The 15806-nt window shown below is 71.8% G+C and carries 14 protein-coding genes; 9 read left to right on the top strand and 5 right to left on the bottom strand.

The features are described from left to right. Nucleotides 1-11: 11 nt before the first annotated feature. Genes AB0927_RS31980 through acnA form a run of 3 tightly spaced genes read left to right on the top strand, consistent with a single transcriptional unit; the run spans nt 12 to nt 6106 of the window. Complete coding sequence (locus tag AB0927_RS31980; protein ID WP_366671272.1) at nt 12-1721, top strand: asparagine synthase-related protein; 1710 nt, start codon at nt 12-14, stop codon at nt 1719-1721. A gap of 44 nt (nt 1722-1765) precedes the next feature. Next, nucleotides 1766-3370 (top strand): amino acid adenylation domain-containing protein, encoded by a 1605-nt coding sequence (locus tag AB0927_RS31975; RefSeq protein WP_366671271.1) that lies wholly within the window; start codon nt 1766-1768, stop codon nt 3368-3370. Nucleotides 3371-3427: 57 nt separating this feature from the next. Then, the gene (gene acnA / locus AB0927_RS31970) at nt 3428-6106 is read left to right on the top strand and encodes an aconitate hydratase AcnA (RefSeq protein WP_366671270.1); all 2679 of its coding nucleotides are present in this window, start codon (nt 3428-3430) and stop codon (nt 6104-6106) included. 58 nt (nt 6107-6164) lie between these two features. Here the strand turns inward: acnA and AB0927_RS31965 are convergent, their stop codons facing one another. Beyond that, nucleotides 6165-7376, bottom strand: coding sequence for an ATP-grasp domain-containing protein (locus AB0927_RS31965; protein WP_366671269.1), 1212 nt, complete (start codon nt 7374-7376; stop codon nt 6165-6167). Nucleotides 7377-7622: 246 nt separating this feature from the next. Here AB0927_RS31965 and AB0927_RS31960 point away from each other — a divergent pair, with 246 nt between their 5' ends. The 3 genes from AB0927_RS31960 to AB0927_RS31950 are packed head-to-tail and all read left to right on the top strand — an operon-like array spanning nt 7623 to nt 10864. Beyond that, complete coding sequence (locus AB0927_RS31960; RefSeq protein ID WP_366671268.1) at nt 7623-8846, top strand: MFS transporter; 1224 nt, start codon at nt 7623-7625, stop codon at nt 8844-8846. A gap of 46 nt (nt 8847-8892) precedes the next feature. Beyond that, nucleotides 8893-9684, top strand: coding sequence for a class I SAM-dependent methyltransferase (locus AB0927_RS31955; RefSeq protein WP_366671267.1), 792 nt, complete (start codon nt 8893-8895; stop codon nt 9682-9684). 40 nt (nt 9685-9724) lie between these two features. Then, nucleotides 9725-10864: a pyridoxal phosphate-dependent aminotransferase gene (locus AB0927_RS31950; protein ID WP_366671303.1), complete on the top strand. Its 1140-nt coding sequence runs from the start codon at nt 9725-9727 to the stop codon at nt 10862-10864. Nucleotides 10865-10873: 9 nt separating this feature from the next. Here AB0927_RS31950 and AB0927_RS31945 read toward each other — a convergent pair whose 3' ends face one another. After that, complete coding sequence (locus AB0927_RS31945) at nt 10874-11074, bottom strand: hypothetical protein (RefSeq protein WP_366671266.1); 201 nt, start codon at nt 11072-11074, stop codon at nt 10874-10876. 201 nt (nt 11075-11275) lie between these two features. Beyond that, complete coding sequence (locus tag AB0927_RS31940; protein ID WP_366671265.1) at nt 11276-12034, bottom strand: alpha/beta hydrolase; 759 nt, start codon at nt 12032-12034, stop codon at nt 11276-11278. A gap of 304 nt (nt 12035-12338) precedes the next feature. Here AB0927_RS31940 and AB0927_RS31935 point away from each other — a divergent pair, with 304 nt between their 5' ends. Next, complete coding sequence (locus tag AB0927_RS31935; RefSeq protein WP_366671264.1) at nt 12339-12710, top strand: alpha/beta hydrolase; 372 nt, start codon at nt 12339-12341, stop codon at nt 12708-12710. A gap of 236 nt (nt 12711-12946) precedes the next feature. On the opposite strand, the gene AB0927_RS31930 is transcribed toward AB0927_RS31935, so the two are convergent. Beyond that, nucleotides 12947-13573 carry a TetR/AcrR family transcriptional regulator gene (locus tag AB0927_RS31930; protein ID WP_366671263.1) on the bottom strand — a complete coding sequence of 209 codons (627 nt, stop codon included), beginning with the start codon at nt 13571-13573 and terminating at the stop codon, nt 12947-12949. 103 nt (nt 13574-13676) lie between these two features. Here AB0927_RS31930 and AB0927_RS31925 point away from each other — a divergent pair, with 103 nt between their 5' ends. Together AB0927_RS31925 and AB0927_RS31920 are read left to right on the top strand one after the other, a co-directional pair. Further along, nucleotides 13677-14081 (top strand): nuclear transport factor 2 family protein, encoded by a 405-nt coding sequence (locus AB0927_RS31925; RefSeq protein WP_366671262.1) that lies wholly within the window; start codon nt 13677-13679, stop codon nt 14079-14081. A 62-nt stretch (nt 14082-14143) separates the two neighbouring features. Further along, nucleotides 14144-14605, top strand: coding sequence for a cupin domain-containing protein (locus AB0927_RS31920; protein WP_366671261.1), 462 nt, complete (start codon nt 14144-14146; stop codon nt 14603-14605). A gap of 127 nt (nt 14606-14732) precedes the next feature. Here AB0927_RS31920 and AB0927_RS31915 read toward each other — a convergent pair whose 3' ends face one another. Next, nucleotides 14733-15659 (bottom strand): LysR family transcriptional regulator, encoded by a 927-nt coding sequence (locus tag AB0927_RS31915; RefSeq protein ID WP_366671260.1) that lies wholly within the window; start codon nt 15657-15659, stop codon nt 14733-14735. Nucleotides 15660-15806 lie beyond the last annotated feature (147 nt).

Below are 15806 nucleotides of genomic sequence, written 5' to 3'. Positions count from 1 at the left end.
GAGTTGTCGGTGTGTGCCTGGCCCCCGCTGCCGCGGGGGCCGGTCGCACGCCCGCCGACCGCCTCGCCACCGCGGCCATCGAGAAGCTGCTGCACCGCGGCCCGGACGGTTACGGGGTCATCGGTGACGGCGGCTCGGCGGTCGCCATGTGCCGGCTGCGCGTGCGCAGCCGTCCGTCCGCCACCGTGCCGTTCACCACGCCCGCGGGCGCGACCGCGTTCGCCTTCAACGGCGAGGTGTACGCGGTCGGTTCGGGCGCCAGGGCGGGCGAGGGCCTGGTGGACGTCCCGGCAGGCGGCCTCGACGAGGCCGAGGGGGTGGACGGGCACGGGCCCGCCGACCTGGACGGGATGTACGCGCTTCTCCGGCGCACGCAGGACGGCGCGATCGAGGTCACCCGGGACCCTCTGGGCATCAAGCCGCTCTACCTGCGCCGGCACCGGGACGGGGCCGCCGTGGCCTCGGAGATCCCGGCGCTGCTGGAGCTATTCGGCCCCTCCCCGGTCCGGCCGGAGGCCGTCACCCAGTTCCTGCTGTTCGGCCGGGTGGTGGACGGCGGCACCTTCTTCGAGGGCATCGAACCGGTCGCGCCCGGTGCGCGGTTGCTGCTCAAGGAGGGCCGGGTGCAGCAGTTGCCGACCGGCTCCGAGGGCCCGCCGCCGACCCGCCCGGACACCCCGGCCGGACCGGAACGGATCCGCGCCGCCGTCGCCCGCGCGGTGGACCGCGTCCTGGTGTCCGACCGACCGCTCGGCCTGGCGCTGAGCGGCGGGCTGGACTCGACAGTGCTCGCGACCGAGCTGGCCCGGCGCGGTGTGCGCGACCTGTCCACGGTGAGCGTGCTGCCGCGTGGCAACGGCGACGGCGTCCGGGAGCCGGCCGACCTGCGGCTTCCCGGCACTTCCTGGCAGAGCTGGCGGCACCGGTCGGTCGACTTCGGGCCGGACGACCTGCTCGACGGCATCCCCGACGCCGTTCGGTCACTGGGCGAGCCGACCGCGCTCACCAGCGTACCCATGTACGCGGCGCTGGCCCGGCTGGCCCGGGAGAGCGGGATCGTGGTCCTGCTGGTCGGCGAGGGCGCCGACGAGGTGTTCGGCGGATACCGCAGCTACCTGGGTCTGGCCGCGACGGCCGGCGCCGCCGACTTCTACCTGCCCGGGGAGCGTTCCGGACTGCTCCGCGGGCTGGTCGGTGCACCGGCCTACGATGCGGCCCGCGACGCCCTGCTCGACGCGCTGCCGACCGCCGCGGACCGCCCCGTCGGCGATGTCGTGCGGGAGTTTGAGTACGAGCACAGCCTCGAACCGCTGCTGCGACGGGCCGACCACCTGCTGATGGCCCAGGGCGTGGAGGGACGCACGCCCTTCCTGCACGGCGGGCTGCCCGCCCTCGCGGCGTCCCTGCCGTTCGAGGCACTGGTCCGCGACGGCCAGACCAAGGTGCCTCTGCGGCAGGCGTACGCCGCGGAACTGCCGCACTTCCTGAACGAGGTGAAGAAGCCGTTCCGGGCCCCCGTCGACGACTGGCTGACCGGCCCCCGCGCGGCCCGGGTCCGGGCCGACCTGGCGGGGCACCTCGACCGGCTGGAGGCCTCGGGCCTGCGCCCGGACGCCCTCGGCGGCCTGCTGGACGGCATCGCCGCGGGCGACGCCACCGCCAACGGGCTCGCGTTCCCGCTGCTCACCCTGGGCGCCTGGCTGGAATGGCTGGCCATCTGACATCCGGCCGACGAACCGATCCGACTCCTCCGAAAGTGGGCACCATGTCCGATCCCTCCAGCGGCCGCGCCGACGCCGTGTCCCGTCCCGGCCCTGCGCGGCGGACGATCCACCAGGCGGTCACCAGGCAGGCGTGGCAGCGGCCGGACGCCGTCGCGCTGGTGTTCAAGGGGCAGCAGTTCGGCTACGCCGAGCTGGATGCGGCGGCTGACGCCTACGCGGCGGCCCTCCAGGCACGCGGGGTGGGTCCGGGCCAGCTCGTGCCCGTCCTTTTGCCCCGCTCGCCGAAGCTGGTCGCCGTGCTGCTGGCCGTACTCAAGTGCGGCGCCGGGTACTCCGCCCTGGACCACCGCTGGCCGTCCGAACGGGTCCGCGCCGTGGTACGCGCCCTGGACGCCCCGCTGCTGGTCACCGACCGCGCCCAGCCATCGGTGGACGTCCCGCTGTGGACGCCGGAACCAGGGCTGTCGGCCGCGGCGGAGTCCGGCGCCGTGCCGGACCCCGTCACGGTGAGCGCGGAGGACATCGCCATGGTGTTCTTCACCTCGGGGACGACGGGCGCGCCCAAGGGGGTCCTGTCCCCGCACCGGGCCACCACCCGCCTCTTCGACGGGCGCACCTTCGCGGACTTCGGCCGGGGCCGGGTGATGGCCCAGGCCGCCCCGGTGCCCTGGGACGCCTTCGCGCTGGAACTGTGGGGCATGCTCACCACGGGTGGCACCAGCGTGATCGTCGAGGACGACTACCTCTTCTCGGGGGAACTGCGCGAGCTGGTCAAGTCCTCCCGAATGGACACGGTGTGGCTCACGGCGTCGATGTTCAACCTCCTCGTCGACGAGGAGGTCGACTGCTTCGAGGGTCTCCGGCAGGTCCTCACCGGCGGGGAACGGCTGTCCGTGCCGCATGTGCGCGCCTTCCAGCAACGGCACCCGCAGATCCTGCTGGTCAACGGCTACGGGCCGGTGGAGAGCTGCGTGTTCGTCACCACCCGCTCGGTGCGCCCGGCCGACTGGACGGCGGCGGACGGCATCCCGATCGGCCGCCCGGTGCCCGGCACCTCGGTGCTGCTGCTCGACGGCGGCGATCCCGTCCCGGACGGCGCCCCTGGCGAGATCTGCGTCGCCGGCGAGGGCCTGGCCCTCGGCTATCTCGGCAATCCGGAGGCGACCGCGGAGAAGTTCCTCACCGCGGACATCGACGGCGCCGCCACTGTGCTCTACCGGACCGGCGACCTCGGCCGGCGGGACGCGGACGGGGTACTGCACTACCTCGGCCGCGCGGACCGGCAGATCAAGATCTCCGGCTACCGCGTGGAGCCCGCCGAGATCGAGCAGGTCACCCTCGGCCTGCCCGGCGTGCGGGAGTGCGCGGTCGTCCCCGTCCCGGGCCCGGACGGCGGCTGGGACCGGCTGGCGCTGTTCTACCGGGGCGTCCCGCGGGCCCCCGAGCCGGCCGGGCTCCGGCGGAGTCTCGCCGAGGTGCTGCCGCACTACATGGTGCCGCCCACCGTGCGCCGGCTCGACTCCCTCCCGCGGACCGCGAACGGAAAGCTCGACCAGGCGGCGCTGCTCGACTCGCTCACGCAGCCGCCCGCCCCAGCCCCCGACCAGCCCCAACCGGCCACCGACCGGTTCGCGGCCGGCACCTGACGACCGCTTCGCAACCCCCGCACGCCCGTCAGCGAGAGAAGACGTGAGCCAGCAGCCATGAATAACCCGCCCTCCAGCCCACTGTGCAGCCCCCTGCCGGGTGCCGGACCCGACGCGACCCACTACGGGCTGCCCGGACTCGCCGCCTCGGCCGGCGTGGACCTCGCCGCCCTGCCGTACACGGCCCGGATCCTGCTGGAGAACACGGCCCACCTGGCCGCCACCGGGCAGGCCGATGCGGCCCTGGTCGCCGCGGTCGCCCGGTGGGGCGCCGGCGGAAGTCCGACCGGTGACCTGCCGTTCCGGCCCTCACGCGTGGTCCTCCAGGACTTCTCCGGCGTGCCCGTGGTGCTCGACCTCGCGGCGCTGCGCACGGCGGCGGCCCGGCGCGGCCTGCCCGCGGAGCGGATCAGCCCCGTGGTGCCTGCGCACCTCGTGGTGGACCACACCGTCCGGGTGGACGCGGCCGGCACCCGCGACGCGCTGCGCGTCAACACGGACCTGGAGTACGCCCGCAACGGCGAGCGCTACGCGATGCTGCGTTGGGCCGAGCAGACGTTCCCCGGGCTGCGGGTCGTACCGCCGGGGAAGGGCATCATCCATCAGATCAACCTGGAGCGGCTCTCCGAGGTCGTCCAGGTCACCCCCGGCTCCGACGGCCGGCCCCTGGCCCGGCCCGACACCGTCCTCGGCACCGACTCCCACACCCCCATGGTGGGCGGCGTCGGCGTGTTCGGGTGGGGCGTCGGCGGCATCGAGGCGACCTCCGTCCTGCTCGGCGAGCCGGTCCTGATGGCCCCGCCCCGGGTCATCGGCGTCCGGCTGACCGGCCGTCCCCGCCCCGGGACCAGCGCCACCGACCTCGTCCTGACGATCACCCAACTGCTGCGCGCCCACGGCGTGGTGGGCGCCATCGTCGAGTTCACCGGGGAGGGCGTGGCCGGCCTGTCCGTCCCCGACCGCGCCACCGTGGCCAACATGGCGCCCGACTACGGCGCCACCACCGCGTTCTTCCCGGTGGACGAGGAGACCCTGCGCTTCCTGCGGGCCACCGGGCGCAGCACGGAGCAGGTCGCGCTGGTGGAACGCTACTGCCGCGCCCAGCGGCTGTTCCACACCGGCTCCGACGCGGCGGCCGTACGGTACGCCGAGGAGCTGGTGATCGATCTCTCCGCCGCCGAACCCTGCGTGGCCGGGCCGAGCCGGCCCGACCAGCGGCTGCCGCTGACCGCCGTCCCGGAGAGCCTGCGCACCTTCCGACGGCCCGCGGATCGGGTGCGGAGCCCGGGCCCGGAGCGGGGCGAACCGGGGCCGGTGGACGGTGCCGTGGTGATCGCCGCCTTGACCAGCTGCACCAACACTTCCCACCCCGGATCGATGATCTCCGCGGGTCTGATCGCCAAGCGCGCCGTGGAACTGGGCCTGACGGTGCCCTCCTGGGTCAAGACCAGTCTCGCCCCGGGCAGTCGCACCGTCCCGGCCTATCTCGACCGGGCCGGGGTGCTCGAACCGCTGGAGCGGTTGGGCTTCGGCGTGGTGGCGTTCGGCTGCACCACCTGTCACGGGATGAGCGGACCGCTCACCGCGCAGGCCGCGCGCGCCGTCACCGAGGAGGGCATCACGGGTGTCGCCGTGCTGAGCGGCAACCGGAACTTCGAGGGCCGTGTCCACCCGCAGGTCCGGGCCGCCTACCTGGCCTCACCGGGGCTGGTGGTCGCCTACGCGCTGGCCGGCACGGTCGACCGCGATCTGACCCGGGAGCCGGTCGCCCTGGCGCCGGACGGCCGCCAGGTCTATCTGCGTGACCTCTGGCCGGAGCCGACCGAGGTCGCCACGGTCGTACAGGCGGCCTCGGGGCCCGAGCTCTTCGAGACCGTGTACGCGGACCTCTTCCGCGGTGACGGGCGCTGGCAGGCGCTGGAGGCGCCCACGGGCGAGCTCTACGAGTGGCCCGAGGACTCCGGCTACATCCTCGAACCGCCGTACATCGACCGGCAGGGCACCAGCCTTCCGGCGGACGAACTGGTCGGCGCCCGGGTGCTCGCGGTGCTGGGCGACAGCATCTCGACCGACCACATCTCGCCGGTCGGTGCGATCGCACCCGACGGGGAGGCGGGCCGCTACCTGGCCGGACTCGGCGTGCCCGAGGCCGAGTTCAACAGCTTCGGCGCCCGCCGGGGCAACCACCACGTGATGCTCAGGGGCACCTTCGGCAACCCCCGGTTGCGCAACGCCATGGCGGACGGCCGCGAAGGCCCCTGGACCAGGCACCAGCCCACCGGGGAACTGGTGCCGATCCACGAGGCGGCCGAACGGTACCGAGCCGCCGGAATCCCCGCGGTGGTCGTCGCCGGGCGGGAGTACGGCTGCGGCAGTGCCCGCGACTGGGCCGCCAAGGGCACCGCCCTGCTCGGCGTACGGGCGGTGCTGGCGGAGGGCTTCGAGCGGATCCACCGGAGCAACCTCGTCGGCATGGGTGTCCTGCCGCTCCTCTTCCCCGACGGCGGCGGCCGCGAGGGCTACGGCCTCGACGGCTCCGAGGAGGTGGACCTCGGCTCACTGTCCGCGCTCCGGCCGCACGGCCCGGTCACCGTCCGGCTGCGCCGCCGGGACGGCTCGGTGACCGTCTTCGAGGCGATCGCAGCGGTGGAGACGGCGCGCGAGGTGGAGTACCTGCGGGTGGGCGGGGTCCTGCCCTCCATCATGGGCCGCCTGGTCCAGGAGTCGGCACGGTGAGCGGCCCCGCTGCGCGGCTCCCGGCCAGGCACCCCGGCACCGGGGGTGGGCGCCGTACTCACCCGCGCGCGTCCGGCCCGCTCGGCTCAGCCGTGGTCGCACCGGCGAACCACGAGGTCAGGTCGCTCACGCGCAGTTCCACTTCCCGGACATCCGCGCCCGAGACCACGGCCACCCCGGCCCGGATGTGCGACGCCGCGGTCGCGTCCGGCACCACGGTTCCCGGGGCCGCGCTGACCTCCACGTACTCCACCCCCGGCCGGGCCAGCACCTCCTCGGCGGAGGGAACCGTCCGGAGGACACCGGAGCGGGCCGGCAGGTTCACCCCGCCGAAGACGGCATCGAGTGCGTGGTCGGGCTCACCGGAGACCGAGGAGGGCCGGCCGAGTGCCGCGCGCGCCCACTCGTCGTGCAGGTTGACGCCGAAGGCGCGCTCGACCACCTCGTCGGTCCTGCCGCCGCCGACGCGTGCCCCGCACTCACCGAACACGATCCCCCCGTCCTCCGCGTGCCGGAAGACCTCAAGGTGGAAGACGCCATCGTGGTAGTCGAGCGCCTTGAGAGCCCGCTCCGTCACATCCCGGATCCCCGCGTAGAGGTCGGGGAAGCCGGACGGGGGCAGGACGACGTGTGCCACGATCCCGCCCCGGTGCACCTCGATCAGGTTCTGCATGTAGCGGGATACCGACAGCAGGCGGATCTCCCCGGCGCGCACGAGCCCGTCCACCTGGAATTCGGTACCGGGGATGAACTCTTCGATCAGCCACGGTCCGCTTCCGCCCTGGCGTGCCTTTTCGACGGCCTCCCGGAGGCTTTCCCTGTCGCTTATCAAGAATGTATGCCGGGCGCCGCCGCCGTCCAGCGGCTTGAGCACCTTCGGGAATTCCAGCGACGCCGTTTCCAGCTCATCGAGCTTCTCCACCAGGCTGCAGTGCGCGGCCCGCACGTCAGCCCGCCGGACGGCCTGCTTCTGAACGAACTTGTCCCGCATCCCGAGGACCCTCTGGAGCGAGGGGGCGCCGAGACCGCCGAAGTCGGAGATGGCCGCCGCGTTCTCGACGCAGAACTCCAGACCACTGCAGACCGCCGCGAAGTCGCTGACGGCGAGGCCGCTTCGGGCCAGCCCGGCCAGGACTCCGGTGGTGCTGGCCGGATCGGGGACCACGACCGCCGTGGCGCCCGCCGCACGCGCCGCGGCGGCGTCACCGGGCGCCACAGCGCAGGCGACCGGCACCTCGGCCCTGACCAGCGCCGCCACCGCGCGACTCATCCAGCCGATGTGGAGAACAGGAAGAGAAAGTGACATGCGAAAGGCTCCGAAAACCTCAGAATAACTACCCCGTAAGCGCGCGCCGGAAACCCCGGAAACACCCGTGAAGCAAAATCGTAGCGGCCTCTATATTCAGAGTCCATACATGCAACTGCTGCCCTGCCGGCCGATGCCGGCAGCCTTTCTGATGAACGGGATGAATAGGACGTCATGGAAGTTCGGAGAGAATCGGCGCGGATTCTGCACATGCTGCTGCCGTGGTCCCGGCCGGTCTGGGCACTGGCCCTGAGCACGCTGGCCAGGAGCATCGGCCAGGGCATCGTGGTGACCGTCTCCGTCATTTACTTCACCCGCTCGGTCGGCATCCCGGCCGCCCGGGTCGGCCTCGGGCTGACGGTCGCCGCGGTGGCGGGCATGGTGGCCAGCATCCCCGCGGGCCGCCTCGCGGACGTGATCGGCGCCCGGACCACCTCGACCTGGTACGTCGTGCTCCAGGGGGCGGCGCTCTGGACCTACCCGATGGTCGGCGGCTTCACCGGCTTTCTGATCGCGACCGGCCTGGTCGCCGTGGCGGAGTCCGGGTCCACCGCCGCGCGCGGGGCCCTGGTGGCCGGCGTGGTCTCCGGCCCCGACCGGGTGCGCACCCGCGCCTACCTGCGGTCGGTGACCAACGTGGGCTTCTCCGTCGGCACCCTGGCGGGAGGCGCCGCCCTCGGCAGCGACACCCAGGCCGCGTACACCGCCGAACTCCTGGGCGCCGGCGCCGCGTTCGTGGCCGCCGGCCTGATCCTGCTCGCGCTCTCCGCCCCGCCGGTGGTCGCCGGAACGCCGACGGGCTCCCGCTGGCCGGTGCTGCGCGACCGTCCCTACGCCGCGATCGGGGTCCTCAACGCCGTCCTGATCACCAACACCGGCATCCTCAACGTGGCGCTGCCGATCTGGATCGCGGAGCGCACCGAGGCTCCCACCTCGGTCTACGCCGGCCTGCTCCTCATCAACACCGTGCTGGTGGTGATCTGTCAGATCCCCGTCAGCCGGGGTGCCGAGGACGTCCGGGGCGGCGCCCGGGCCATGCGGCGTTCCGGGCTTTGGCTCGCCGCCTGCTGCGTGATCTTCACACTCGCCGCCGGACAGTCCCCTGTGACCGCCGTGGCCGTTCTCGCTCTCGGCGTGGTGGCGCACACCGTCGGCGAACTCCTCTACAGTGCGGGCTCCTGGGCGCTCTCGTACGAGCTCGCGCCGGAGCACGCCCATGGCCAGTACCAAGGGCTGTTCGGCCTGACCTCGCAGCTCGGGACCGCGATCACCCCCGCTGTGACCACCTTTATGATTGTCAGTCATGGCTGGCTCGGCTGGGCGGCCTTGGCCGCCCTGCTCGCCGCCGCCGGTCTCGCCACCCCCGTGGTGGCCCGATGGGCGGAACGCACCCGGCAGGTGGAGGAACCGACATCGGAACCCCAACCCGCCTGAGCCGATCCGTGCCCGCCACACCATCACACCTCTCAGGGAGAAACGCATGACCCGTGGGTTCAATCCGGACTTCGGGCGGACCGCCGAGGACTACAGCCGCCACCGGGCCGGTTTCCCGCCCGAGCTGATCACCCGGCTGAAGCCCTACGGCATCGGACTGCCCGACCAGACGATCCTCGACCTCGGCACCGGCACCGGCAGCCTGGCCCGGCTGTTCGCCCTCGCCGGAGCCCGGGTCACCGGGCTCGACCCCGCGGCGCCGCTCCTCGAACAGGCCGCGCGGCTCGACCGGGCCGCCGGCGTCGAGATCGACTACCACGTCGGCAGCGCCGAGTCGACCGGTCTGCCGGCCGGCACCTTCGACGTCGTCTCGGCGGGCCAGTGCTGGCACTGGTTCGACGCCCCCAGGGCGACCGCCGAGATCCGGCGCCTGCTGCGCCCCGGCGGTCTGGTCACCATCGCGCACTTCGACTGGCTGCCCCTCCCCGGGAACGTGGTGGCCGCGACCGAGGACCTCATCACCGCCTTCAACCCCGCCTGGACCATGGGCGGTGGAACCGGCCTCTACCCCCGCTGGCTGACCGACCTGGCCTCGGCCGGCTTCACCGACATCGAGACCTTCTCTTTCGACCTGAACATCCCTTACACGCCCGAGGACTGGACCGGCCGGATCCGCGCCAGCGCCGGCGTCGGGGCCAGCCTCACGCCGGAGAAGGTCGCGGAGTTCACCGAGCGGCTCACCACGGTCCTGCGCGACTCCTTCCCCGGCGAGGTACTCCGGATCCCGCATCGGACCTGGGCCGTCTGCGCCACGGCGGACCGCGAGACCGACGCGTGAGCGGCTCGATGACCGCCCGGCCCGCCCCCCCCGCCCGTTACTGAACAGCAGGCTCCAGGGCACCGGCACGTCGATCTTCGCGGAGATGTCGGCCCTGGCCGCCGCCACCGGGGCGATCAACCTCGGCCAGGGCTTCCCCGACACCGACGGTCCGGACTCGATCGCCGAGGCGGCGGTCCGGGCGATCCGCGACGGGCGGGGCAACCAGTACCCGCCCGGCCGGGGCGTCCCGGAGCTGCGGCTGGCGGTCTCCGACCACCAGAAGCGCTTCTACGGGCTCTCCTGCGATCCGGACACCGAGGTCCTGATCACCGCCGGCGCGACCGAGGCCATCGCGGCCACGACGCTCGCCCTGCTGGAACCCGGCGACGAAGTGATCACCTTCGAGCCCTTCTACGACTCCTACGCGGCGTGCATCGCGATGGCCGGAGCCGTCCGCGTCCCCCTCATGCTCCGCGCACCGGCCTTCCGGCCGGACCTCACGGCCCTGCGTGCCGCCATCACCCCGAGGACGCGGCTCCTGCTGCTGAACTCGCCGCACAACCCGACCGGCATGGTGCTGAACCGGGAGGAACTCGCCGCGATCGCGGAACTGGCCGTCGAACGCGACCTCCTGGTCGTCACCGACGAGGTCTACGAGCACCTGGCCCTGGACGCCGAGCACCTGCCCCTCGCCTCGTTCCCCGGCATGCGGGAGCGGACGGTCTCGATCTCCTCGGCGGGCAAGACCTTCTCCTTCACCGGCTGGAAGATCGGCTGGGTCACCGCGCCGCCGGAGCACGTCACCGCTGTCCTGACGGCCAAGCAGTACCTGACCTTCGCCGGCGGCGGTCCCTTCCAGTTCGCGGTGGCCGAAGCACTCGCCCTCCCCGACGACTACTACACGACGCTCCAAGACGACCACCGCCGGAGACGCGACCTGCTGTGCGACGGCCTCTCCGCCACCGGCTTCGACGTGTTCCGGCCCGAGGGCACCTACTTCGTCACCACCGACGTGGCCCGCCTCGGAGTCGTGGACGGGATGGCCTTCTGCCGCGAACTCGCCCAGCGGCGCGGCGTCGTGGGAATCCCGAACCAGGCCTTCTACGACGACCCCGACACCGGCCGCACGCAGGTGCGGTTCGCCTTCTGCAAGCAGGCCTCGGTCCTGGAGGAGGCGGTGGCCCGGCTGCGGGCCTGAGACGCTCCCTCACTTCGGTCTGTCCGGGCGGTCTTCGACGACCGGCACGAGCGTGCAACGACGCCGACGGTTTGTCCATGGCCGCTGTGTGCGCTGGTCAGCGACGCGTTGCCACGCGACGTAGATCACCACCGGGAACACCCCGACCACCACAGAGACGGCCACCATCTTTTTCCCGTCGCTCATCTCGCACTCCACGTCGTAGCTCATTGGGGGGAGAGCTGGGCGCTGGTCCGGGGTGCACCCCTTGCCGCCCTCGCAAGAGAAGTCGCGCTTCCTAGTGCCGTATCAGGCAACGTTTGCCCTGTAGTCGGCGGCGCGTCGGCCGGAATCGCGCGCCGTAGGCGTGACCGCGGCGGGAGTGGCACGGCGCTGGGCGGCAGACCGCACGTCGGCGTGGCGCTGGTGGTGTCAGGAGCTGCTCGCGGTTCCAGGGCTGCCCAAGTGCCGGGCGAAGAACCGGGTCGAGCTGTCGATTTCGAAGGACGGGATTCGAAAGTGGCCGCCGGGGTTGGCGTGCAGGGTCTTCTCGGCGGAGCCGAGTGCGTCGAACAGCTTCATGACGGAGTCCCGCGGATGCCCTTCATCGTCCCACTGCAGCACGAACTCGACCGGGACGGTGATCCGCGCCGCGGTGTCGGTGAGCCAGTCGCTTGCGATGAGACCGAGGACCGCAGCCGTGATCCGAGGTTCGGCCGCGACGAGGCGGATGCCCGTCTCACCCGCAGCGGACAGGCCGTAATACCCGACGGGCTGGCCCTCGCCGACGGAGTCCAGTTTCTGGAGTGCGTCCAGGGTGGTCTGCCAGTCGGGTATGAGTTGTGACGCCACGACTTCGCAGAGGGCGGGCCATTCTGGGCCGAAGGGCTCGCCCGCCGCCTTTCGTTCGTCGATGACCGCGACCAGCCGCCGGATCTCCGGGTGCTCCGGCCTGTCGCCGGTACCGGGCGCGTCGATCGCGGCGACCGCGAAGCCGCAGGAGGTGACGTAGGGGAAGGCTCGGGAGACGACCTCCCATCCCTTCTTGTGCTGGCCGCCGCCGTGCCCGATCAAGACCAGCGGACGGGGACCGGAGCCCTCGGCGGGCGTCCAGAGCACCCCGGGGATGTCCCCGATAGTGAAGAGCTGTTCGCGGATGCCGTCAGCGACGGTTTCTGAGGTGATGCGCATGGCGGGATTAAATCGGCACTCCCGCTGACGCGGCGAGTTAAATTCGGGCGGCCGGGCCGGAGACGATGATGCCCGGTGCCGGTTGATCTCCCGTCGCCCGGGCACGATCGGCCACGCCCGCCAGGCTGCCATGGTCACGCCGGCGGCGCAGCGATTCCGGCCAACGCGCCACCGACTACAGGGGCAAACGTTGACTGATACGGCACTAGGTGCCTCATCTGTTGTTCTGGCTGTCGGGGTGACGGGATGTGAAGTCACGCAGGCAGGTACGCGTCTATGCTGAGGGTTGTCCTAACGGAGGTTGGTGGACACAAACCCCGACAACCAGGCTGCCTACCGCCAGCAGGGCGCGGTCGACTTCTACTTGAACTGGGCCCCCGAGGACAAGTGGACCAACGAGGTCACCCTCCAGTCCAACCGCCGTGCCCGCGCCTACGAGCCCGGCCAGTGGATCTCCCGCATCGCCCCCACCCCGCTGCTGATGCTCGTGGCCAAGGACGACGAGGTCGCTCCGACCGACATCGCCCTCGACGGCTTCGCGCGCGCCCGGGAGCCGAAGAAGCTCGTCTTCATGGACGGCAACCACTTCTCCCCTTACGTCCAGCAGTTCGAGCTGTCCTCCTCGGTCGCCATCGACTGGTTCGACACCCACCTCAAGGCCGCGGACAAGCAGTAGTACCGGCCCGGCCGGACTACGGACGGCAGGGCACCGGCGTGGCCGGACGAGCCGGGCACAGCCACCGTTCGACTTCCTTGGGGAGGTTCTTGCTCATCCTGACCCGGCGTCACTGCCTGGTCGCCATCCGTGGAACGACCGTACGGCGCACCCGGGCCCGAGCGGGCCTTCTTCCGGAGGCGGTGCGATCCGGGCGTGAAGCGGTCCTCGCGGCAGGTCGCTCCGTTCGCGGCAGGTCACCCTGTTCGCGGCAGGGAACCGGCGAGCATGCGGGGGACCGTGCGGCGCAGCGCCGTGATGGCCTCGTCGTCGGTCATCCGGCCCGCCCGTGCTTCCTCCGCCGCGGTGTGGGCCAGGGTGATCGTCGTGGTCGCGAGCCAGGCGGCGGGGAGCTCCGGATCGAATTCCCCGTGATCCTGTCCGCGCCGGATCAGTGCGTACAGCCGGCCGATGATCGGCTGGTGCAGGCTGTCGTCCTCCTGCGCGGTTCGGGATTGCTGGGAGATGTGCAGCAGCAGGGGTTCGGCCGCGGACGCCTGCCAGGCGCAGTCGAGAAAGCGAACAATCGCGTCGGCGGCCGGCCCGCACTCCAGGTCCGCGGCGTCAAGAACGGCCGCGACGCGTTGCGTGAACCGCTCGAGAAGCGCCCTCAGCAGCGCGTCGCGGGAGCGGAAGTGGGCGTAGACGGTTTGCCGCGTCACTCCGGCGGCCCTGGCGATCTCGTCCATGCTCGCCTCGGGGCGCTGCACCAGCACCCGCTCCGCCGCGTCCAGGACCGCGGCGATGCTGCGCTGGGCGTCCGCCCTGCGTCGTGAGCGCGGCTGCCCGCCTGCTGCCGCCGAACCACGCGACGTGCCCGTCACCTGACCTCCAGTCTTGACAGTCGTGTAAGAGATACGCACTATATCTGACAGCACTGTAAGAGATGGATGCTGGCCTGACCAGCCCTCCGAATGGAGATGAGCCATGCCCTTAACCCCGGAAACCGCACCGACGCCGCCCCCCGCAACGGTGGTGGCCGACTTCCTCGCCGCGTTCTTCTCCGGTGACATCGCCAGGGCGCGCACCGCGGTGAGCGAGGACTTCTCCTTCCGCGCGCCCCTGATGACCACCGGTGGAACCGAAGCGGAGTTCTTCGCCGGAGCCGAGCGCAAGACGGAGTTGATCCAGGACTTCCGGATCCTGCGCCTGTGGGAGGACGGCGACGAGGTGTCCTGCGTGTACGAGATCGACGTCCGCACCCCCGCGGGGCATGCCTCGATGCTGCTGCACGAATGGCATGTCGTCCGCGAAGGACGAGTGGCCGAGACGACCATGATCTTCGACACCCAGGCCCAGGCCGCCCACCTGATCCACGACGCCCTGCGGTGAAAGCGGCGTGACCGGCACGACCTCCATCTTCCGCCGACCAGGACAGAAGGGGTAAGACCAGTATGCCGATGGAGCGGTTCATCAAGCTGTTGCCCGGGGAGCATCGGCCGGGCCGTGTCACCCTGCCCCCGACCTTGCGGGTCAAAGCGAATACCCAGGACACCGAGGGCCGCCTCTCCCTGCTGGAGGTCACCCTCGTCCGCGACATCCCCCGCCACACCCACCACGCCTCCGACGAGATGATCTATGTGCTGGAGGGCGAGCTCGGCGTGCATTTCGACGGTCAGGACTTCACCGTTCCGGCTGGCTCATTCGTCCTGCTGCCGCACGGTGTGCCGCACGCACTGAGCCGCGCCGCCGAAGTCCCGCCCCGGTTGCTGCAGATGTCCTCGCCGGGGGGCTGGGAGTGCTACATGGAGGACATGGCCGAGGCCGGACCGGCCGTACAGCGCGCCGACGGCAGCGTCGACCCGGTGAGACTCAACGCCATCGCCGCCCGCCACGGCATCCGGTACGAGGAGTAGTCCCGCGCGGTGGAGCAGGTCGCGGAGTTGGTAGCGGCCGGTGGAGGCGGCCGGGAGGGGCCCTGCCTCGACCAGTTCCTCCATGACATTCTCGCCGTACGGCGCGCGGGGAGTTGGCCGCCGGTCTTCAGGACAACTCCCAGGGCGCCTCCGGCAGTTCGGCGGTGACGGCGCGGATGACGTCCCGGAGCCAGCGCTGTCCTAGATCACCGTCGAGCCGGGGGTGCCAGGCCATCTGGTAGTCCAGCGGGCGGATCTCCTGAGGAGCGGGCAGGATCCGGATCCCGGGATCCGGGCGCTGCTCCGCGAGTAGCCGCGCGGGCAGTGTGAGGATCAGCCGGGTGCCCGGGACCGAGCGCAGGGCCAGCGAGTGGTAGGGCACGGTCAGTCCGGCCCGGCGGTGCTCTCCGAGGTCTTCCAGGCGTTGCTCGATCGCGGTCTGACGCTCGCCGATGGTGCCGACGATCACATGGGTGCCGCCCAGGTACTCCTGCAGGGCGATTCCCGGCTGCTCGGCCAGCGGGTGGTCCGCGGAGAGCACGCACACGAACCGGTCGTCGAGAAGATGTTCGGTGCGCAGTGCTGGGGCCGGAGCCGACCAGGCGAAGAAGACGAGGTCGACGATGCCCCGTTCGAGGTCTTCGTAGATGGTGTCGTGCCAGGTGCGGAAGTGCAGTGTGGAGCGCGGCGACTCGCGGAAGACACGCTGGAATACCGCGGGCGCGAAGACCTGGGTGAAGTCGGTCCCCGCGACCCGGAAGACCTCGGCGGCCTCGGCGGAGTCGAACCCTTCCGGGGCGAACAGGCTCTCCAGTCGCGGCAGGACCGCCCGCAGTTGGCGTTGGACGCGCTCGGCCCGAGGGGTGAGCCGGTACCCGCGCGGGGTGCGCACCAGCAGTTCGTCGTCGAGGGTGTCCCGCAGCCGCTGCAGGGCCCGGCTCATCGCCGGCTGGCTCATCCCGGCGACTTCAGCGGCGCGCGAGACATGTCGCTCCTCCAGCAGCGCCGCCAGTGGGGCCAGCAGGTTGAGGTCCACTCGTTCAATATGCACCATCGGCATAATCTAGATTTCAATGATTCATTAGACAAATAAGCGCAGGCGACGGAGGGTTGATCCCGTCGCCGGGCGACCGCCCGCGAACTCTCCAAGCGCGGGAGCAGCCATGAGCGGCGCGGTACCGCCCCCGCACCCGTTCCCGGA

This window comes from Streptomyces sp. NPDC048106 (genome assembly GCF_040706415.1).
In the GTDB taxonomy this organism is placed as follows: Bacteria; Actinomycetota; Actinomycetes; order Streptomycetales; family Streptomycetaceae; genus Streptomyces.
The sequence above is the reverse complement of the archived record's forward strand: the minus strand, read 5'-3'. Positions and strand labels throughout refer to the sequence as shown.